This window comes from Fulvivirga sp. (assembly GCF_040218215.1).
GTDB lineage: Bacteria > Bacteroidota > Bacteroidia > Cytophagales > Cyclobacteriaceae > Fulvivirga.
Genome location: NZ_JAVJQL010000017.1, coordinates 65,712 through 87,766, shown reverse-complemented (window position 1 = coordinate 87,766; position 22,055 = coordinate 65,712). Strand labels below are relative to the sequence as shown.

Annotated in this window: 21 protein-coding genes; 3 read left to right on the top strand and 18 right to left on the bottom strand. The window is 37.9% G+C overall.

What is annotated here, in order from left to right; all coding sequences use genetic code 11:
* Positions 1-82 precede the first annotated feature (82 nt).
* From RIB54_RS13265 to RIB54_RS13255, 3 genes are all read right to left on the bottom strand, one after another.
* Positions 83-505 (bottom strand): DUF6799 domain-containing protein, encoded by a 423-nt coding sequence (locus tag RIB54_RS13265; RefSeq protein WP_350101356.1) that lies wholly within the window; start codon positions 503-505, stop codon positions 83-85.
* Positions 506-596: 91 nt separating this feature from the next.
* Positions 597-1,301, bottom strand: a complete 705-nt coding sequence (locus RIB54_RS13260) for a peroxiredoxin (protein WP_350101355.1) — start codon at positions 1,299-1,301, stop codon at positions 597-599.
* 22 nt (positions 1,302-1,323) lie between these two features.
* The gene (locus RIB54_RS13255) at positions 1,324-2,148 is read right to left on the bottom strand and encodes a universal stress protein (protein WP_350101354.1); all 825 of its coding nucleotides are present in this window, start codon (positions 2,146-2,148) and stop codon (positions 1,324-1,326) included.
* Between the two features lie 210 nt (positions 2,149-2,358).
* Here RIB54_RS13255 and ftsH point away from each other — a divergent pair, with 210 nt between their 5' ends.
* The 3 genes from ftsH to RIB54_RS13240 all read left to right on the top strand — a co-directional run bounded on the left by ftsH (position 2,359) and on the right by RIB54_RS13240 (position 5,051).
* A complete protein-coding gene (ftsH, locus tag RIB54_RS13250) occupies positions 2,359-4,299 on the top strand; it encodes an ATP-dependent zinc metalloprotease FtsH (RefSeq protein ID WP_350101353.1) in 1,941 nt (646 codons plus the stop codon).
* On the top strand, positions 4,296-4,721 hold the full coding sequence (locus RIB54_RS13245) for a hypothetical protein (RefSeq protein WP_350101352.1): 426 nt from the start codon (positions 4,296-4,298) through the stop codon (positions 4,719-4,721). Before ftsH ends, RIB54_RS13245 begins: the two co-directional genes overlap by 4 nt.
* Positions 4,722-4,853: 132 nt before the next feature.
* Positions 4,854-5,051, top strand: a complete 198-nt coding sequence (locus RIB54_RS13240; RefSeq protein ID WP_350101351.1) for a hypothetical protein — start codon at positions 4,854-4,856, stop codon at positions 5,049-5,051.
* A gap of 15 nt (positions 5,052-5,066) precedes the next feature.
* Here the strand turns inward: RIB54_RS13240 and RIB54_RS13235 are convergent, their stop codons facing one another.
* From RIB54_RS13235 to RIB54_RS13165, 15 genes are all read right to left on the bottom strand, one after another.
* The gene (locus RIB54_RS13235) at positions 5,067-5,534 is read right to left on the bottom strand and encodes a hypothetical protein (protein WP_350101350.1); all 468 of its coding nucleotides are present in this window, start codon (positions 5,532-5,534) and stop codon (positions 5,067-5,069) included.
* A gap of 72 nt (positions 5,535-5,606) precedes the next feature.
* On the bottom strand, positions 5,607-6,386 hold the full coding sequence (locus RIB54_RS13230; RefSeq protein WP_350101349.1) for a superoxide dismutase: 780 nt from the start codon (positions 6,384-6,386) through the stop codon (positions 5,607-5,609).
* A gap of 779 nt (positions 6,387-7,165) precedes the next feature.
* Positions 7,166-7,585, bottom strand: a complete 420-nt coding sequence (locus RIB54_RS13225; RefSeq protein ID WP_350101348.1) for an MgtC/SapB family protein — start codon at positions 7,583-7,585, stop codon at positions 7,166-7,168.
* Positions 7,582-7,875 (bottom strand): hypothetical protein, encoded by a 294-nt coding sequence (locus RIB54_RS13220; protein ID WP_350101347.1) that lies wholly within the window; start codon positions 7,873-7,875, stop codon positions 7,582-7,584. The genes RIB54_RS13225 and RIB54_RS13220 overlap by 4 nt, the downstream gene beginning before the upstream one ends.
* Positions 7,876-8,030: 155 nt before the next feature.
* Positions 8,031-8,591: a hypothetical protein gene (locus RIB54_RS13215; protein WP_350101346.1), complete on the bottom strand. Its 561-nt coding sequence runs from the start codon at positions 8,589-8,591 to the stop codon at positions 8,031-8,033.
* Between the two features lie 190 nt (positions 8,592-8,781).
* Positions 8,782-8,937: a hypothetical protein gene (locus RIB54_RS13210; RefSeq protein ID WP_350101345.1), complete on the bottom strand. Its 156-nt coding sequence runs from the start codon at positions 8,935-8,937 to the stop codon at positions 8,782-8,784.
* A 13-nt stretch (positions 8,938-8,950) separates the two neighbouring features.
* Positions 8,951-10,507: a hypothetical protein gene (locus RIB54_RS13205; RefSeq protein ID WP_350101344.1), complete on the bottom strand. Its 1,557-nt coding sequence runs from the start codon at positions 10,505-10,507 to the stop codon at positions 8,951-8,953.
* 63 nt (positions 10,508-10,570) lie between these two features.
* On the bottom strand, positions 10,571-10,786 hold the full coding sequence (locus RIB54_RS13200; RefSeq protein ID WP_350101343.1) for a hypothetical protein: 216 nt from the start codon (positions 10,784-10,786) through the stop codon (positions 10,571-10,573).
* A gap of 3 nt (positions 10,787-10,789) precedes the next feature.
* Positions 10,790-11,452, bottom strand: coding sequence for a hypothetical protein (locus tag RIB54_RS13195; RefSeq protein ID WP_350101342.1), 663 nt, complete (start codon positions 11,450-11,452; stop codon positions 10,790-10,792).
* A gap of 271 nt (positions 11,453-11,723) precedes the next feature.
* Entirely contained in the window at positions 11,724-12,188 is a 465-nt protein-coding gene (locus RIB54_RS13190) for a hypothetical protein (protein WP_350101341.1), read from the bottom strand.
* A 49-nt stretch (positions 12,189-12,237) separates the two neighbouring features.
* Positions 12,238-15,837: a PKD domain-containing protein gene (locus RIB54_RS13185; protein WP_350101340.1), complete on the bottom strand. Its 3,600-nt coding sequence runs from the start codon at positions 15,835-15,837 to the stop codon at positions 12,238-12,240.
* 25 nt (positions 15,838-15,862) lie between these two features.
* A complete protein-coding gene (locus RIB54_RS13180; RefSeq protein WP_350101339.1) occupies positions 15,863-19,402 on the bottom strand; it encodes a PKD domain-containing protein in 3,540 nt (1,179 codons plus the stop codon).
* Positions 19,403-19,829: 427 nt separating this feature from the next.
* A complete protein-coding gene (locus tag RIB54_RS13175; RefSeq protein ID WP_350101338.1) occupies positions 19,830-20,630 on the bottom strand; it encodes a universal stress protein in 801 nt (266 codons plus the stop codon).
* A gap of 304 nt (positions 20,631-20,934) precedes the next feature.
* A complete protein-coding gene (locus RIB54_RS13170) occupies positions 20,935-21,363 on the bottom strand; it encodes a hypothetical protein (RefSeq protein WP_350101337.1) in 429 nt (142 codons plus the stop codon).
* 27 nt (positions 21,364-21,390) lie between these two features.
* A complete protein-coding gene (locus RIB54_RS13165) occupies positions 21,391-21,825 on the bottom strand; it encodes a hypothetical protein (protein WP_350101336.1) in 435 nt (144 codons plus the stop codon).
* Positions 21,826-22,055: the final 230 nt, after the last annotated feature.

Here is a 22,055-nt window from a genome sequence, read left to right as displayed (position 1 = left end):
CTTTTCTTTGATAGCCTGATTTAGACATTTGCAAATTATAGACTGCCATTTAAAAATCACTTTAGTCCCTCTTTAATTACGGCTAGTTAACTTTTCCTTTTCCCCTGCCATCATTTTTTTTCACTTTGCTATTTTTTTCCTTGTTTTTATTGCGCTCCTTCATTCTCAATTCCCTGTTTTTTCTTTGGTTCATCCTGCTTTCGAATTGCTCTTTGTTACGATAGCGTTTTCCATCCATATCAAGGCATTCACCATCACGGAGTTGCTTTCTTTTTCTATCCTTTATTTGATATGTACCATCTGGGTAGACTACTGTACCATTTTGCAATTGAAGTTGCGTTTGCAGCATAACCTGCTCCCCGTCTTTAATTTGGATCATTTCACCATCTTTGAGCATTAAATGGTCTTGTAATCTATCGCGATCACTGTCGCGTTGCTGATCTTGTGAATATGCTGCTCCTATTGTTAACAATAGTGGCAATAGCATCATTATTACTTTTTTCATGATTTTAGTTGTTTAAATTATTATCACAACAAAGTTCTACTGTTTACTTCTCTTTGGAAATGATCCGTATACTTCAGAAGGTTGATATTGATCAATCCAACATCTCCTCTTTAGGGAGTTCTTTCATACAAAAGAACCAGTCAAGACATTCCATATTATTTTCTTTTCCCTCCATCCTATCTGTGGCTACACCGCAGGATCCAGGTGGCGGAACTATGACCTTCTCTCCCGGCTGCCAATCAGCCGGAGTGGCTATCTGATATTTATCTGCGGTCTGCAGTGCTATTAGTACACGCATCAATTCATTGAAATTCCTGCCAAGTGAAAGTGGATAATAGATGATGGCCCTTATCTTAACGTTAGGATCGATAAAGAAAACCGCTCTAACAGCTTTGGTATCACTTTCATTTGGTTGAATCATTCCAAATTTATTGGCAACATTCATTGTGATATCTTCTATCAGTGGAAATTTTACTTCAATATTTTCCATATCACGAAACTTGATTTTTTCCTTGATAGTACGTAACCAGGCTATATGACTATAAAGGCCATCCACAGAAAGCCCTATCAACTGACAATTGTGCTTTTCAAACTCCTTCTGCCGTTTGGCAAAGGTCATAAACTCTGAAGTACACACGGGGGTAAAATCAGCCGGATGGCTGAATAATATCACCCATTTACCATCAAAATCATCGGGAAAATTGATTTCTCCCTGAGTTGACTGTGCCACAAAACTGGGAGCCGTATCACCAATGCGGGGCATGGTATTTTCCATAGTGTTAGTTAACTCTTCCATAATTTTTCAGTTAATCTTTTTATTACTTTTCAATTGAATATGTCCATATAGGCCATTCTCCATGGTTAACTAAGTCTTCAGCAATGCTGCCCATGAAAAAATGAGAAAGCCCTTTTCTGCTATGTGTGCCCATCGCTATCAGGGCGCCTGAAACATCCTTGGCATATGCATTTATACCTGCCTGCTCAAACATATCAGAAACAACATGTGTGGAAAAATTATCAAAACCATAGTGATTTATGTAATCATCCATAAGGGCATCAATTTCATTTCCTATTTTGAAATTTGTGGGGGTATTTACATAAACAATATGTAAATGCGCTTTTAAATCGGCCTGTAACTCCTTTACTTTGTTTACAAGACCAGATTCATGCAAAGTCAGTTCGGTAGGAAAAATAATGTTCTTAATGCTGGATATTTTTACAGATTTTTTTATTGAGAATACTGGCACCTTCGAAAACCTGACGATCTTCTCGGTGTTTGACCCAATAAAAAATTCTGAGAATCCACTGGTGCCCTGGGTACCCATAACCACCAAATCAATGTGTTCTTCTTTGATAAATTTATTAATGGCAGGAACAACAGAATTTTGCACGGCATGGAATTCCATATTTGTATTTTGGGATCCGACCTTCTTAACCCACTGAAGATAGTTGATGTTGGCTTGTTTTTTCATTTCTTTGATTATATCATCCTGAAATGGGTAATTCCACAACAAGTTTCTGGGTAATTCTACAACATGGAGTACCACTATCTCTGCCTCATATGCTTTTGATATCTCATGGGCAAATTTAAGCGCCTCATAAGCTATTTTTGAAAAATCCGTTGGAACAAGTATTCGTTTCATGATATTGCCTGGTTTTTGAATTGAAGGTACAGTCAATATGATTCAATATGAATGACCATCATCAAAGCTTTACTTGATATTGATCACCGATTGACAGACACTACAGGCCTGATCATTGACGCAACTATTCCCCATTGCTGATCCAGGTCATGGTTCATTAAAATCCAACTGTCGAATTTTGCAGTAACCTCATATTAAGGCTCACAGTTGATGAACAGAAAGACAAAAAAAGAGACCAAACCTCCCTTCAACCCATTTGGTGGCCTGGGTTGGTTATATTTTCTTATTCCAATGATTTTAGGGTGGTATTTTCTTGTTAGACAAACCAGAATACCTGAAATCACATGGAAACAATTTGATACACAAATGCTCTCCCAAGGTGACGTGGAAAAACTCGTAGTTGTTAATAATGATCAGGTAGAAGTATATATTCTGACTGAAAAACTGTCAAAACCTGTATATGAGAACGTGCCCAGGGAGCTCTTCACTTCCAATCCAATTAAAGGGCCGCACTATTATTTCAATATCGGATCCATAGAAGTATTTAGCGACAATCTGAAAGATGCCCAACAAAATACTGAAGACTCCCAAAAAGTGCCAGTAAGTTATGTCAAACGCACCAACTGGATTGAAAATGTTGGTTCATGGATCTTTTTAATGGGACTGTTAATATTTTTTTGGTTCTTTTTAATGCGGGGCGTTGCAGGTGGAACACTAGACAGAGGCTCTTCCATGTTTAATTTTGGCAGGTCAAAGGCGCGGATATTGGAAAAAGGCGAAAAAAACCAGGTGACTTTCAACCAAGTGGCAGGAATAGAAGAAGCCAAAGAAGAAATCTATGAGTTGGTAAAATTTTTAAAAGACCCAAAAAAATATAGTCGACTAGGGGCTAAAATCCCAAAAGGCATTTTGTTAGTAGGCCCCCCGGGGACGGGAAAAACATTATTGGCCAAGGCTGTGGCCGGAGAGTCCGGTGTCCCCTTCTTTTCACTTACAGGTTCTGAATTTATTGAAATGTTTGTAGGTGTAGGGGCCGCTCGTATGCGCGATCTATTTGACAGGGCAAAAGAAAAAGCCCCTAGTATTATATTTATTGATGAGATTGATACAATTGGCCGTTCCCGAGGGAGGGCTAATGCATTTCAGGCCAACGATGAACGAGAAAGCACCCTGACTCAACTATTGGCAGAACTGGATGGTTTTGACCAAAGTACCGGAGTGATAGTATTAGCAGCCACAAACCGTGGGGATATCCTTGACCCTGCTTTGCTCAGACCTGGAAGGTTTGACAGGCATATTCATCTGGAACTGCCTAACCTGAATGAAAGAGAAGCCATATTTAAGGTACACATGGCACCTTTAAAGATATCTAAGGAGCTTGACGTCAAAGTGCTTGCCTTGCAAACACCTGGTTTTTCAGGTGCCGATATCGCCAATATTTGTAATGAAGGTGCCCTTATTGCTACAAGAAGAAATAAGGACATCATTGAAAAGCAAGATTTCTTAGATGCAATAGACCGTGTTGTTGGGGGTTTGGAGAAACGAAGTAAGATTATTAATAGAGACGAAAAAGTAAGGATAGCTTATCATGAAGCCGGGCATGTTGTTTCCAGTTGGTTTTTAGAGCATGCCCATCCAATCCTTAAAGTATCTATTATACCTCGTGGCAGGTCCCTTGGCGCTGCCTGGTATTTGCCAGAAGAACATCAAATTATCACAAAATCGGAGTTTTTAGATACAATATGTGCTGCACTTGGAGGACGGGCATCGGAAGAAATTACCTTTAAAGAAATATCTTCTAACGCATTGGATGATCTGGAAAAAGTAACCAAACAGGCTTATGCAATAGTTATGAGTTACGGACTGGGTGATACGTTGAGGAATATAAGTTATTATGACTCTTCAGGAAGGGCGGAACAGGCACTGCACAAGCCTTTTAGTGAGACTACTGCTACTAAAATTGATGAAGAGGTACAAGATATAGTTGACCGGGCTTATGAACGGACCAAATCTATCTTGAAAGAGCATAAGAAGCACCTGGATACATTGGCCGCTGTGTTGATAGAAAAAGAAGTGATTCACAAAGAGGAACTGATAGAAATACTAGGTGCAAGATCATTTAAAAAAGAATCTCAAATGATTGCATCATGACCTGGATTTGGAATGCATTATTGGTTTTAGGGATCAGCTTGGTAATCTCAACAATTTCCTACTTCGTATTTGGTATAAAAGGACCGTGGGGAAGTTATTGGATTAAAACACTGGTGCTTTTCCTTTTTTTAATGGTCTTGAGTCTTTGGCTCAAGCCGACCGGACCACAATGGAGAGGTGTCCAGTATTTATCCTTAATTATTAGCGGACTGATTTTTATCTTTTTTGTTGGTTCTGTGCCAAATATGAACGATGATCAGCCAAAAATACCGACCCACCTTTCGCTGATGGAAAAGAAAAGGTTAATGAACGAGTATAGAAAAGATCAAAGCCGATTGTTCTATTCTGTTAATTTAATGTTCTGGATTTTTTTGATGCTTCTTCTGGCATTGATTATCGCTGGATATTACTTTCTAGAGTAGTTAGAATCGTTTAAAAAATCTATTCCAAATATTCATACCATTGATCCAGATCATTTCATATCAAACGAACAAAGCTGAATTTTATATTAAAATCAGTTGCTGATAACCTGATAAAAATTATCCAACAAAAAAATGCCTGCAAAAAAAACATTGGCCATTGAATTTCAGCGAAAACCGGAAATAACGCCTCTGGAACCTAAAGAATTACCCCAAATTCCTGAAATTCCTAGACAAAAACCCGATCCATCAACCTTACCGGAAGAACCATTTACGGAGCCACCCAAAGAGCCGCCTACAATTTTACCGGAAGAAGCGCCAGATCAGGTTTGAATCGTTAAGTTGAAATCAGGATATTGATGACTCCGGGATGTTGATTTTTTTGTTGGTTAGAAGTAACCAAAAGGACATTATCATGAATACAGGGGCAGGAAACCCAGACCCCATACCTAAGGGAAGTATACCTATTGCAAAAAGCAAACCACCAATCAATGCTGGCTTATAAAAATAAGAACCAATTAAAAGGCCTAGAGAAACAAGAAGTTGGCCTAAACCAATAATTGTTACAAAACCGGTTATATGTTCTTTAAAGTATCCTTCAATAAACCTCTCATAAACTTTCAAAAAAGTCCATTTACTATATTCAAGATATAATTCAGGACTTCCAATAGCGGTAGTGATATTAATAAAAGCAGCTAAAAGAAAAATTATCGCATAAGCATACCTGCCTATCTTGGGATACTTCCAGCAAAAGAAAAGTAGAATCAGTGCTATTATGTTGCTACTTAACCATGGTATGAAATACTCATCAGGCATCTGGTTGTATTTAAATTGTATAAGTCTTGTACAATAAGGAAGTTTTTAAAAACCTACTATTTACCTTTTCGGTCAATGTTTTCTCAACATATCAAACCTTTTGGAGACAGCCTCCCAGTTGATCACATTAAAAAATGCATCGATATAGGCACCTCTTTTATTTTGGTACTTCAAATAGTAGGCATGCTCCCAAACATCAATTACAAGTAAAGGAATAGCTGTCCATTGGCTTAAGTTTTGATGTTTTTCAGCTTGCAACACTTCAAGTCTATCGGAATCTGGTTGGTAAGCCAATATCCCCCAGCCTGATCCTTCTACTGCGCCTGCCACAGCCGAAAAATACTCTTTGAAAGCATCAAATGAATTAAAAGAACCCTCAATATATTCCTCTAAAATACCACTTCGTTCACCTTTATTCGGCCCCATATTTTCCCAAAATATACTATGCAAAAAATGACCCGCCCCATGAAAGGCTAATTCACGTTGCCAATGTTTTATTATACCAAAATCCTTATTTTTAATTGCTTCTTTTATTTTTGCGGATGCATTGTTTAAGCCATTTACATAGCCCAGATGGTGAACATCATGATGCAGGCGCATGGTTTGCTCATCAATATAAGGCTCAAGTGCATCATAAGCGTAGGTCAATTCTGGCAGGATAAATTTTCCTGATTCATCAATGACCATTCCTTTGTTAATCATAGTTTCCATATACTTAATAATTTGTCCTTGAATTCCGTTTATTTTCACCAATCCCAATGTGCCTGTGAGCGCACAGGTTTTTAAAAAATTTCTTTTGTTCATTCTTTCTAATTCACTTTTGAAGTTAAAAGGGAAAATATCGAAATTCATTGTTTTAGATCATTGTGCGCAATGATTCTGGCCAAAGTCAATTTATAGCTTCGTTTTTCTGCTTAAAAACAAAAAAGAAGACCTATCTCCCATACATTTTCCTGCTTCACTGCATGCAGTTCGGTGTCGTGTTTGTTTTTCAACATAGAAGACCCCCTCAGCTCCAAAAACAATAAGCGGGCCTCCATCTATTACGATAAGTACCCGCTCTATTTAATTACCCCTTGAGATAATCAAACATCAAAATACAGTTATTATGACTTCATCATCCAATATAAAATCCTAAAACTTTACATCATCAAAATCTGATTTGAAGAGACTCAATCCATCCTTCCTAATAAAAACTGCGTTTCAAAAGAATTTCAAGGATTGAAAGCAAACCAAATCTGGCTATTACTAACCAGTCTTTTATCTCTATCTGATAATGTAAAAGTAATAACTCTTAAAGCTACATCCGATGATCCCTGTCATTGGTAACAATGATTCTGATTAATGGACAATAGCAGCAGGACTTAAAAAAACAAGCGGAAACACAGTTAATGGAGCTCACAAAACTTGTACGTTTATCCCAAAACCCTGCCCTTGATTTTGGTTTTAATGAATGGATTAAAGCCCAGGATAGGAAACCTAAAGGTCAAGATTGGCAGATCTGGTATGCCGCTATGTATTTGTACTCATCTGCCTATGTCAAAAGGGGGAAACCGATTTTTTTTGAGGATTTTTAGTTTAAAATAAAAATTCCTTGTAGTCCTTTTACGTGATCAAACAGCAATTTTTTATTAGGTTTTACGATTATTTAACCATTTGTCAATTGGCATTAATACAAGATTGATAACTACAATTGCGATAGTGGCTATTACCGATTCAACAAAAAATCCTGCTCCGCACATACAGCCTATTGCAGAGCTGCACCATACAGTTGCAGCTGTTGTAAGGCCATGTACGTTAATCCCTTCCCTGAAGATAATCCCAGCTCCTAAAAAACCTATGCCGGTAACCACCTGACCAATTATTCGGGTTACATCCCCGTTTTCCCTGGTTAAATTTATGGAAAGCAATACATATAGTGCTGAACCTATCGCCACCAAGGTATTAGTTCTAAGACCTGCTGACTTATGGTGCCATTGTCTTTCAAAACCAATGATAACTCCGGCTGCCAAAGCTATGGAAATACGCATTGTAAACTCAAGTATTGTCATTGTAGAATTTTGTTCAAACAGCGTTTATATAAACCTGAGACACTATTTCTTAACTGGCCTTCTGCCGAACCAGTTGTATAATCAAATTCCTCTCCCTTTACAGCAAGCCATTTTATTGCTACATGATCCTTGTTTATTCCTTTGGCATATCGCACAACTGCCTCATGTGCAATGTTCAATCCTCCATTGTCTGGTAAGCCATCGAGTTCTGCACGTACTTTATCCCAAGAAAAATTTTTAGTAAACTGTGCATAATCAACCATATTTGGCATCACTTTTTGAGCCTTCATAACATTAGTTTTGAGTTGATTTAATAAGACACAAGCTACTAGAATAGCTGAAGAAAGGTAATGATGGCAATCAACCAATGAATTGATATTTATCAAATAGGCACCTATTTACTATAAGATAATGTAAAATCCACTTATTAATTTCTAACCCTTTATTAATCCTGATATGACGCAAAATCAATATGAACCTTTGACAAAGTCGAATAGAATTTCAAATCTTCATTTATCTTTTTTACAGAATAAATGAAATGATCTAAACCGGCCCAAAGCATAAACCAACCAGAAGGTTCAAAAAGTACCAGTAGCATATGAATATAGTATTTGTCTGATTTAAGAAATGATATGTAACCTGCTATAAGCATCAGGGCAATTCCAATAAGGCTAAAATAAATCCCACTTCTTTTTACTTCTTTTATTTTGGTAAGTTGTAGTAGATATGAGTTCCTGAAGTAACCATTAAGCCGTATAATAATCTGCTTTTCATCTTCCTTATTTCTTATGGCATCAGGTATGAGCAATTTAAAATATTGAATTCCCATAGATTTCTCTTTACAGGCTTTGCGTGCCTCATAAATAAAATCATCCGAAAGTCTTCTCTCCTGTATAGGGCGTGGGTCAAAATCTGAAAAAATATCATCATAAGAATCCAACCATAGGCTTATTCTAACAGAGTTTGTATCAGAGGCAGCTGAATATTTTGAATCTGATTTTTTCATGACCAATATTATTGATCTGCTATTGTTTAAGCATTTTTTAACTACCCAATCCTTTATCGCTTGCGGCTTGCAGTATTTAGCAAAATACTTAAACTAAATTGAATTAGTCAGATACCAAAACCATAATAATACCTGACTTGCGGACGGTTTAGGTATATACCTTCAAGCAATACGCCCCCATCTGTGTCTTCTATAGTGCGAATGAAATCACTTTTGATGCCGTAGATGCTTTCTGCATCTCACTAATTGAAAACCGATCACCTACCGATTCTGCTTTCTTATTTGTTTGGGCCTGACATGAAATAACCAGGGTAATCAAAATGAGTATTTTATAGACACTTTTCATGGCACTTTACTATTTAATTGTCCTTCCTTTTTTTTCTGGAACCAGTGGGAGTTTTCGGTCTTGTTGGTGGAGTTACTTGCCTGGATCTGTTATAATTTGATTGCTGCCATGTTCTTTGATGTGTTTCCCTAGCGCGTTCCAATTCAACCGAACGAGATTGGGGTCTGGTCCTTATTGTAGGTTGTGGTTGAGAGGTTCTTGTTCTTGTCGTCAAGTTGCTTTCTGTTACTGTTCTCGTTTGTCCTGACAAATATTGATAGCGACTACTGTTTTTATTGAGGTACTCTTCCCTGGTACCAGTTACTTCTGGTTTTTTCTGTGCCCTCTTACGATAATCCTCTTCAAACCTTCCATATTCCTGTAATTTTTCCCTTCTCACCCTATCATCTGTTTCGTCAAGAATAGAACTGGGTATTCTACTTCTGGAGCTTGTACTCCAATTATCTACTGACCTGGTCAGGGTGCTTCTAGATGGTCCGGCCCCTCTTCTGCCGCGATAATACCTTATGATATAATCAGATAAATAAGGATATCTGTAAAAGTGTGATGGGTACTGAAAATACCAATAAAAGTAATAATATGACGGTAAGCTGTAAACAATTATTGAATTGCCTGCTTCGTAATAATAGCCCCAATGATACCAATAGGGATACTGATACCAATACACGTAAGGAAACCAAGCCGGATACCCATACCAAAATGGGTAAGGGTAATAATTGTACACAACTATGGTTTCTGGTGAGGCTGTTTGTTTTTCCTTTACTTCTTTTTCTGGCGCAATAGCATCAGGATACATAGGATCATAATTTACTTCCTCCTCTGCTTCCGATTTGAAGCCCTTGGAAACCTCTTCAAATTCCTTTAAAGCCATTGGGTCTTCTTCCAAACCTTTGCGCCACGCCTCTGTTTCTTGTGCTTGTCGCTCTAATTGAACCTCGCGCATAGAGTCAGCCTTGGCTAATAATTTGGCGGCATCTTGACGATAGTAATCCCCAACCAAAACCACTAAGTCGATATGATCAATCATGATTTGCAAGACCTCAGGGTATTTTAAAAGTAATTGTATGTTAGCCTTGGTATTGGGTTCATACCTGCTTAACAGTTGTTCAATAGATTCATTCACTTGTTTTTCGATTTCGCTCATTTGTGCTAGCGTACGATAACGGCTAACACCATAATCCACCGCAATGGGGTGCACTTCTTGCGGGTAATCTTGTAAAAGAGATTCAATCTCCTTTTTGCTTTTTTGGCCTCCCTCAACCAACTTATTGATAAGCCCGGGGTAGCGAGACAGCTCCCAATATTTTTTCTGTTCGTCTTCAGGCAAATACTGTACTAATTGATGAAATGCCTCTTTAGACTTTGTTTGTAAAGTGCCTAATCGCACCAGTAGCTCAGGGTGTAGACTAGTTTCTAAAATGGCATTTCTGATATTATCAGGGTAAAGCGCAAGTGCTTCAATTACCTCTTGGTTATCGGTTTCATTAGCGATCACCTTACTTTCTTGCGCATAAGCAAACGCGCTACATGACAACAGTAAGAGCAATAAATATTTGGATAAGGGTGTCATGGCAGTAAAATTTTGGGGTTGAATATTTTAAAATGAACTATCCATTCAACCCATAATCACTCCTTACTTTCGATGTGACGTTGGGGCTGAATGTGTTTTTTTGTGCTGCCTTATTTTCTCTTTGAGGCTTTCCAGATAATTCATCATTTCATTCTCTGAAACAAATTTTGACGAAGACCCTTTTAGGGTTGTAGGGTCTTCGTCCAAATAAACGTAAATCTCAGGATAGTCTGTTTCAATAAGTCTTAGCGTATTTGCTATCTCTTGTTTTACATTCATAGTCTACAGAAATACTTTATTTTCAAGTTTATCTAATCGTTCTTTGAGATGTTCCATTTCATCATGAGCATCCATCAATAAACGGTCTTTTAATTTTTGCATGGCTTTTTGAGTGCGTTCTACCATTTCATCGCGCACCTCTTTAGATTTCTCTTCTATTTCATGCATAAACTCAAGGCCATAACTTTTCATTTTTTTGGCTTTAAGCTGTAGTTCATCAACTATTCGTTGAGAATGAGCTTCAACACTCCTTTTTAAGGCCAGAATATCATCTATAAAATCTTCAATTATTTGTCGACCTTGCGCTATGGTAGGCTTGGTTTTGTTAGCAATTTGCTTGGCCATATCGTCAATTTTGTTTTTTAAATCAACCCTTGCCTTTTCAGGTTTTGCCATTATCTCATCAAAGAATTCATTGATTTCATCTTTGCTCATTTCAAGCTTATCCTTAAGGAGATTAATCAATTCATGACGTTTTTTTTCAAACTCAACTTTAGTTTGCTCAGACTTTTGTCTTAAGTCATATACAATTTTCTCGCCCTCGGCAATAGTAAGCTTATTGTACTTTACTAGTTTATCGATGAGCTCTTCACCTTTTTGTGCTGCAATGGCCACACTGCCTACACTTAGGTAAAAAATGTCTCGGATTAGGTGTTTATCTTCCATGATTTTTTGCTTTCGGATTGGCATTTAAGTTACCTATTAACTAATAAAACACCTATGACTAAAATCAGCTCAAATGATGAGCAGAATCAATTTGACAGTAGAATAAACTGCAGATTGGCTGACATATACTGATTGAAAATTTTTAATCGAATTTATCATTATACAAGCAAGTCAAGTATTTTGAATCAATTAAATAAAAAACCCCTTCCAAAGTAAAATAAGGTTACTAAAGAAGAGGATTTTGGTACATTATCAGGTTTTACCGTGCCTATTATTTTACCTCAAAATTAAATACATACTCTGCAGATACTCCTTCTGTTCGGCCATTATTTGAATCGGCCTCAAAATGAAATTTGAGCATCAATTGAGTTTGCGTTAACGTCATTATTTGCATTTCGATTCCATCGTTTCTGATAACTTTAGTAAAATTATAGGAGTCATCAGAATTTTTCAAAAATTCCCAGGTACCTGATGCTGGCCACAAATCGTCATCGGGGCTACCAATTGTTGTGAAAGTTTTGTCAGATTTAATGACAACTTCAAATCCTTCAAACATGCTACTTACATCATAATCATCTAACGTAACTGCTGCTGCATCACCACTAATCACCCAGTTGTCAGTTATTTTATTGGTTTCAATCTCTAAAGCTGATGGATCGTCATCATCTTTACAAGCGATTAAGTTAGTGGTCAATATTAGTACCACTGCACTAATCATATAAGCTATCTTTTTCATTTCCTTATGGGTTTAAATTGTTGAATACTATATTATTTTTTGTTTGATTTTATTTTTTAACTACTTGCCAATTAACCTTATCGTCTGAAGTAAGCATTTCTAGGACATAGACCCCGGACGGGAATTCGGTCATATCTATGATTATAGATTCGCCCTGAATTTGCCATTCTAAACTTGATTTTATTAGTTTACTACCAGTAGTAATAAGTCTGAAAGCATAATTGTCTGAGCCAATATTGATAGGTGCTATTTTTACAAAGTCAGTAATTGGGTTGGGATAAAGAATCATTTTATTCCAATCATTTTCAATTCCCACACAAACATCCACATCAATATCCTGCATCAGCACGTCAGTGCATCCTTGAGCATTGGCAACTGCGAGGGTAACTGTATATGTACCAATGGTATTATAAACATGTGAAGGATGTTGGCTGTCAGAGAAAGCACCATCTCCAAAAGTCCATAAAGCCGAAGCGACATCATCACCTACCGACATAAAGCTAATAGCACTTTGGTAGCAGACGGCATCAGCTGGCAATACCCACTCAGCTTCAATGTCTGACACCTCCACTTCTGCTTCTGCTATATCTTTACAGCCATGGTCAGAAATTGATGTGAGCGTAACTTGATAAACCCCAGCCTCTTTATAGGAATGCTCGGTGGTTTTCTGATGGGATTGATCACCATCGCCAAAGTCCCATTCCCATGAAGTGGCTCCACTTGTTGTAGCTACAAATGTGGTGGGCACATCGGCACAGACTATTGATTGCGGTATTTGCCAAGAGCTAGAGATGCCTTTCACCTCTATTTCATGAGTTAGCTCATCCATACAGCCATTGCCTGACTCCACTACTAATGTGACGGCATATAATCCTTCTTCCGAAAATATATGACTAGGATTTTCTTCAAAAGAAGATTGTCCATCGTCAAAATTCCAATACCAACTTGTGGCTCCAGTTACATTTGAATTGAAATTGGCGACAGTATTGGCACAGTATGTACTTTCTGAAATTGACCATTGAGCGGTGACTCCGCTTACTTGTATAACCTCAGTTAATTCTGCACTACAACCCTGCTCACCGGTAACCTGTAGGCGCAAATTATAAGTGCCCTCATTGGTGTAGAGATGCGAAGGGTTTTGATTACCAGAAGTATGTCCATCTCCAAAATCCCAATTCCATGCCATTACATTGTCGGCAGAAGCAAGGAATGAATTCATTACATCCGGACAAAGAATACTTTCAGGAATCACCCAACTTGCTTCATAGTCCATCACATCAATTACCTGTGCCGACTGGTTAGTACAGCCGTTGGCAGAGGTAACTAACAACTTGACTAAGTAACTACCTGGACTACTATAAGTATGTTGAGGGTTTTGTTGAGTAGAAGTATTGCCATCATCAAAATCCCACTGGTAAACCACTGCATTATCAGTACTCGTCACAAAAGATAAGTTGGCATTGGTACATAACTGATTTTCTACAACTTCCCAAGATGAGGTAATATCGGTGACTGAAATACTACCCGTTAGTAAAGTTTCGCAGCCCTGTGCAGATGTTGCCATAAGGCGAACTTCATATTGCCCAGCATGCGAATAAGTATGAATTGGGTTTTGTATGGATGAAGAAGTGCCATCACCAAAAGTCCAGTACCAAACTACAGGTTGGATACCCGCAATTAGAGAAGCCGAAAAATTGATTGATGAAGCTGTACAAACAGGATTTTCTGGAATATTCCAATCAATGGTAATACCCTTTACTTCCAATTGCTGTTCAAAGACATCTGTGCATCCCTCCTCAGAAGTTACTAACAATGTAACCTGATAATAACCTGCGGCAGCAAATTGATGAAAGGGATTCTGAAGAACTGATGTTTTTCCATCGCCAAATGACCAAAGCCATTTTACTGCTCCCAAAGTATTATCAGCAAAGGCTAAGGATTCCCCTACACATTGCCCTGATTCAGGCAAGATTGCCACAGCTTCAATACTTGACTTAAATGCAACTTCAATTTCGTCATAGGTGGCACCAAAACCATTGTTGACCCAAACAGAATATTTGCCTGATTCTGTAATGATTATAGTTTTGGTAGTAGCTCCAGTTGACCATTTGTATATCGCCCCTGGATTTCCAGCATCTAAAGTAAGTTCAGTGAATCCGCAATAGTCACCATCATAACCAAGATTAACTACAGGTTTAAGATTTTCATTGCAACTTTTACCTGGTGAAGCATAAATTGGTATTCCTTCATAATTCGCTATAAAAGTTGTTGCATTGCTCCAGTTTGCAGGGTCACTATTGTCTGCAAAAGGATTACATAACTCCATAGATCCGCCTAAACCAGCGGCATTTTCTGGCCACGGAGCACCAACCGTATAGGTTAATGAATCAATAACCAACCCTGAATGTCTGTTCGTATTCACAATTTCAAGGTATTCCGGATCATCGTTACTCAAATTAGCACCTCGCCATTGGTGTGCATGCACACCAAAGAAATTATAAAAAGCAGAAGAGTCTTTGGCTATTACCCAGTACTCTCCCGGTTGCAAAGTGTATTCGGGCAAATCGTGACTTGTAATACCGCCTCTAATCCTTAAGCCTCCTATAGGCATGGGCTCAGTAGTGGCATTATAAAGCTCAATAAACTCAAGATAATCACGCATTTCTACCGGTGGCTCATCATACATAATTTCGGTAATGACTAAACCTGATGTCAATGGGTTATAGATAATTTCAAGTGTATCGCTACCAGAAATGTTACCAGCAGTATCGTATAAATCTGAAACTATCAAATCGTAAAACTTACCTATTTCCAAGGGAGGGTTAAGATAAAGTGTAACCTGATCAAGATCCGCATCCCTCACGGCTGAGGTTACCATTACTTCATTATTTATAAATTGATAATGCTCGATATTCTCAGCAGAAGAATCCATAGGCTCACTAAAAGTGACTTGTAACGTATTGACATCTATAACTTTTGAATTAATTGTTAAGGGAGGAAAAGAATCAATGTCAGATTCAAATACTGTTAAATCATCAATTAATAACTTGGCCGATGGCGATGGCCCACCTCCTTCTTCTTCTACATGTTCATCTTCATTTGGGTGTCTACCTGACCCTCCTCCGGTACGACCTGTAAGTTGCAAAACCACATTTTGCTGATTGGCAGCTGCAGGATGCAGCGCATAAACAAAACGCTGATAAGGGGTTCTTTCATTTGGTAAACCTCTATGAGCACCCTCTACACTTACCTCTGGAAAAAAAGTGGCTCCACTATCGATAGAAACCGCTACCATAAGCCTAGAGTACCTTGAGCCTCCTAGGTTATCATCAGAAGCATACCAAAACTCAACGGCCACATTAGATTTGCCTGTTAAATCAAGATATAATTTTGCCAAATTTCTAAACTCTTCCTCTTGAGGTACCATGGCAAGTGCTCCTATTCCAGCATACACATATCCTAACTCTTGAAACATGGTATCTGGTGCTACTACGTTACCCAGCCATTGGGGAAGGAATTCAACATCCTTCCCCATAGTAAAACTATCTTCAAATGTCTGGGTATACGGCAAACTGCTCACTTGTGCATTTGTCTTGCCTGGTGCAAAGACCAGCACAAGTAAAGCAAGTATCAGAACTAACCGTTTCATGATAGTTTTATTTAAAAATGACTACTTATTGGATAAGTATTTTTCTACTTACGTTGGTGTTGCCAATTCGCATTTTAACTACATACAAACCTGATTTCAAGTTCTGAACTGTTATTTGCTTATTAGTTTGGCCATCGGCACGTGAGTCGAAATTGTACACCAAGACTCCACTTTGATTGTAGATTTTAATATCTACAGCATCGTCAGCGTATTTGCTTAAAGCAATTTGAAAAGCACCATTATTTGGATTTGGATATAGCGATACTTCTCCTGATAAATCCGCATCAAGACCAACGCAAACATCCACTTCCAAAATTGCTTCAATTTCATCTTCGCAACCATGGGCATTTACTACAGTAAGCGATACATTATGTGGGCCTACTTCAGTAAATGTGTGGCTGAAATCATGCTCTGATGAGGTTACACCGTTGCCAAAATTCCACATGGAAGATACCGCCTCTTGATTTGTAGATCTGAAATTGACCATATTTTGATAGCAAACTGCTTCGGGCAATTCCCAGGTGGCATCAATATCTGAGACATCAATATCTGCTGTTATTATATCTTTACAACCATATTGAGAGGTAGTTTGTAGTGTAACGGTATACCTACCTTGCTCTGTAAATTTATGTGACACATTTTGATTATGTGAAGTATGACCGTCACCAAAATCCCAAGCCCAATCAGTGCCTACAGCAGCATTAAAGTTATAGGCTACATTCGCGCAAAGCGGATCAGTTGGTACATTAAATTCACTTGTGATATCGGCTACAGTTACTTCATCCACAATTTCATCTATACAACCATTTTGAGAAGTAACTTGTAATCTAATAGTATAAGTGCCTGCCTCAGCAAATGAATAACTTGGGTTTTCGTTGTTGGAAGTATTGCCATCACCAAAATCCCAATGCCATTGATGAGCATTAGTTGCATTAGCCCTAAACTCATTTTCAACATTAGCGCACAACACTTGATTAGGAATAGTCCAGTTGGCGGTGATTCCACCCACTATAAATTCTTGTTCAATTTCATCTGTACAACCAAATTGAGAAGTGACCCTTAAGCGAACGGTGTAAGTACCACCATTGGCAAAAGCATGTTCGGCATTTTCTAAGTTTGCTGTATTGCCATCGCCAAAATCCCAATGCCATTCGGCTGCATTTTGCACATTGGCTTGGAACATATTCGCTTCATTTACACAGAGCTCATTTTGTGGTATGTTCCAATTAGCAGTGATATCAGTAACTACAACTTCATCTGTAATTTCATCCATACAGCCTTCAGGAGAGGTAACTTGTAAGCGAACGGTATAAGTACCGACATTGGCATAAGCGTGTTCAGGGTCTTCCTGATCAGAAATATTACCATCACCAAAATCCCAAAGCCACTCGTAAGCATTTTCTACTTCTGCTTGAAAGTAATTAGGCTCATTGGCGCAAAGCTCAGATTGAGGTATTTCCCAATTGGCGGTTATTTTGGTTATGTGTATTTGACCAGTAAGTGTATTTTGGCAACCCAACTCTGAAGTCACTAACAAAATGATATCGTAAAATCCAGTTTCAGCATAAGTATGACTTGGATTTTGTAGGGTTGATGTTTCCCCATCTCCAAAATCCCAGAGCCATTCTACAGCATCTACATCGGTAGAGGTACCACTTGTAAACTCGATTGTTTCGCCTAGGCAAACAGGGGTTTCTGGTAAGTTCCAAGTTGGCTCTACACCAGATACTACCAACACACCTTCGTATAAATCGGTACATCCTGTAGCCGCAGTTACCAATAAGGTTACCTCGTAATCACCAGCAGAAGTATAAGTGTGAGTTGGGTTTTGCAAAGTAGCGCTACTACCATCACCAAATGACCATAACCAACTTACTGCGTCATTGGTGTTATCAGTAAATGAAAGTGACTCATTACTACATTGTGGTGATTCGGGAATTTGAACATCAGCCACTAATGCGGGGTAGAAATTGATTTCTACCATATCAGTAGCCGCACCGTACCCGTTGTTAACCACAACACTATAAGTGCCTGATGCTGATACCACAATCTCATTGGTAGTCTCACCTGTTGACCAAAGGATTAGTGCACCTTCATTTCCTGCATTTAAATTTGTAGAGGTTATACCGCAATAATCTGTGTCATCTCCCAGATCTACCACGGGGTTTAAGTCGCTGTTACAACCTTGACCAGGCGTTGCATATATGGTAAAACCATTGCTTGTACCCGCCTGTAGTTCACTAGCCAGCCAATTTTCTCCCAAAGCGTTGTCGTCAAATTTATTGCAGATTTCTATAGACTTACCTGTGCCGGCAGCTGTAGTAGGCCATGGCTCGGTAATTTGGTACATAACCGAGTCTAGCAAAAAGCCAGCGTGATGGTCTGCCGGTAATAACTCGATAAATTCATTGCCAGTATTTTCTAAATTAGAGGCCGTCCATTCATAGTTGGCATCAAAACCAAAAGTGGCTTTAAAAGCTGCAAGGTTTTTTGTTAAGATATAGTACTCGCCAGGTTGTAATGTATATGCAGGTAATGGGCCACTAAAAATAGCCTCTTTAATTTGTATGCCCCCTAATGCCAATGGCGTTGTGGTAGCGTTGTATAATTCAATGAATTCCAAATTGTCATTCATTTCTACCGGAGGCTCATCATAGAAAATTTCGGAAATTACCAGGCCAGAAATAGTTGCATTGTAAATGAGCTCAAACTCTTGGGGAAGCATTACATTCCCATTTAAATCTTCAACATTTTGAACGGTTAAAGCATATGTTACGCCATTTTCGAGAGGTTCTGTTAAATAAATGTAAACTGTGTCTTGCGTAGGAGTTCGTTCAATAGAAGAAAAATTTACGGCTGGAGAAAAAATGTAGTTAGCTGTCAATTCAGCTGTTTCGCTGACTGGCTCACTGAATATTACACGCAAAGTATCGGGAGTAATTACTTTTGGTTCAACAGCAACTGGAGGAAAAATATCAGCATCACTTGATTTAAATTCGACATCGTCAATGACAAGCTGAGCGACTGGTTCTTTTTTAATGCCTCCTTTTATTATAAACCTAAATTTAGCATTAGGTTGGTTTGCCGCGATGGCATTGAAGGCATAACTATACATACTGTAGGGTGTATCCTCATTTGGAAAAGAGGTATTGTCACCAATTTGTACTTGTGGCGACCATGTTACACCACCATCGCCAGAAACAGAAACATAAAGCCGCACCGACTTCTCTCCTCCGGTATCTTTGGAAGCAGCCCAAAATTCTACATAAGGATAGTCTATCCCTGTTAAATCTAAATTGGCATCAACATAAAGAATAAATTCTTCGCCAGGAGGTGTAATTCCCAAGGCGGCTGAACCTGATCTGAAATATTCTGTTTCTTGGTAAATGGTATCACCCATCACAAAACTTCCAAACCAATTGGGAAGAAACTCAACATTGGTTCCTTGACTAAACGATCCTTCAAATCCCTCACTGTGGGGATAGCTGGATATCTGACCAAAGGTCAGTCCAGTGGAAAGCACAAATATGGCATTATACAAAAGCCATCGATAAAGATTTTTCATTGCCGTAACTGTTTAGTTCATAACTAATTTTGTCCGAGCAATTTAGAAAGGTTAGAAAGGAGACTCAATGAGTGCTATTAGCGAGCATAATGATCTTGATTAGCGTGAGGGAAAATACAAATCAATGACGTTCAGAATGCATTCATTATTTTAAGCTTAAATGAAGAGTAAGCCATTTTTTGAGTTGAGTGTGCTTAATCATTATATTGACAGTGGTCATTGATACCTATATCAAAACACATTGACTAATTGGGTAAAGCAATAAGTAGGATGGGTAAAGCAATGAAAACACAGAGATTTGAACGTAAGGGATATTCAGACTTTGGAGGTACTTAACACGCATAAAAAATTATTATGATGACATCGATAAGCACATGACTTTAGTGGACAGCTTGCTTTAGATATAGAATGAATACAGCATTAATATTTATAAATGAACACTGAGTACGGGGATATCTAAATGGTTGACGACACTTTCAGTGACATAACCTTTCTTGCCGTGTGTTACCAAGGCAATTATACTACCGTATTTTTTGGTAAACTGAGCAAGGCCCTCTTCAAAATCATAGCAATTATACACCCATGAGCCTTCAATAGAATTGCCGCCTGCTGCGATAAATTTTTTCATCCATAAGTCAGTTAATTTTGTTTCAGTAAAATTTGCAGGTGTATTGATAAATAACAGATGGATTTTCACTTGTAACATTTCGGCTATTTTCAATATCCTTTTAAATGCATTAAATGAATCCTCTTCAAAATCAGAGGCAAATACGATATCGCCCAATTGCGTTACGGCCTTCTTTACAACCATCACTGGCACAGTAGAATTTCTTACCACTTTCTGCGCGTTCGATCCAATAAGCCATTCTGCTAAACCGCTGGTTCCATGAGACCCCATGACCACAAAATCACAACCGAAACTTTCAATATGCTTTATAATGTATTTATAATTAGCATTATATTGAATGAATTTTTTCGCATCCAAACCTGCCTTTTCGGCCTTTGTCAAAAGCATATCCAGTTTATTGTTTGCTTTTTTTACCTTTAAGGTTATGTCAGGGTACATTTTCTTTTGGTCAGATTCGACCAAATTTATCCAGTCAACCGGAATGTCCATTAAATGAATAAAATGAATTTCTGCACCACTTTTTTTAGCGAGCATAATGGCCGTATCTGTTGCTATGTCAGCAAATTCTGAAAAATCCGTTGGTACCAATATTTTTTTCATGACTGTATACTTAAGATCATTATTAACTAACTAAATATTTTATGATGACCATTAAATATAATAAGGTGAATGGTCATCGAACCAGAAGTATTACCCAGATGTTTTTGACCATGGTTTTAGTAAAATATATCTGCCTTAACTTCCTACCATGGTCATGATTAAACTTGGATTAAAAATCTTTTTGAGCATTTCAATACTTTCATGACTTATTTTATCTTCGGTAGGTCAAGGTGCCAAAGAGATCTTTATTTTCACCTTAATCATCAATGCTTACCTGAATTCAATTTTATTCTATAACCTTAATTTAATATTTCATAGATTCCAACTTGGATTGAATCTCCAAGGTGCTTTTAATATCCTCTCGCTCCCCATTAAAAAATAAGTCTCCTGCTTTGGTAACTATGATGTGTTGTAAGTCAGCACTATTTTTATCGTAAACATCAGCTTTTATGAAAGAAAGAATAAAAGCCAATTTTGATAACTTCCACGCATGTACCAACTCGCCAGCGAGATCAATGTAATAAGCTTTGAAATGCCAACTCAAGTCCAATCCTGCAAATGAACAGGTAAGTTGTGCCCTTTCGATGGCTTTCTCTAGTTGTAGCTCATCAGTGATTCCCAGTTGGCACAAGTCATCAGATTCAAAAATAAGATAACTGTCTTTCACCCTATTGATAAATTGATCAATTGAGTTGCTATTTGTGCCAAATTCATTCTTTAAAACTAAGTTCATGGCTTTATTCTTACAGTTAATAAATTATCATGCGCTTAATAGCTTCTTGACTTTTTCGTTTTCCAAAATCTCCTGGGTCACTGAAAAAACATCCTTCTTCAATACTCTAAATGATTTTAAAAAATCAGCCATCCGTACTTCAAGCTTGGCATGATCTGTTTGAAAATCATTGGCATTTAATTCCTTATCTGTTGTCATAAAGGATTTGATTTTGCCCATGTAGTCGATAATTGATTCCGTAATATCAACCCGTTCCTGGGTAGTTTTACTTAACCTCTCGGCCAGTTTTTGCATATCAGACAATGTTTTATCGTGTAGTAGATAAATAAAGTATTTATTGATTAGGGAGCTAAGGAACTGAAGCTCATCACGATAAAAATCAAAATCCGATTTCCAATGCTCACTCAATACATAGTATTCAGATAGCACCTCATTCTCTTTTTTTCTCTTTGAAGATGACATAGTATTTATGTTTAAGGTTTTTAGAAACTACCATCAAAACCATCAACTCACAAGGCAAAAATCGGTCGAATTAAAGCTCAATCATATGTTTCCAATCAACGTGACCATTGATATTCATCATTAGTTTTAGATCAATTACGTCTGTTTAACTTGATTTACGTTACGCAAATCAGCAGATTTCAGAAGTACCTGTAATATCAAAATGATGTTAAAAAAGAGTGAAAACAAGA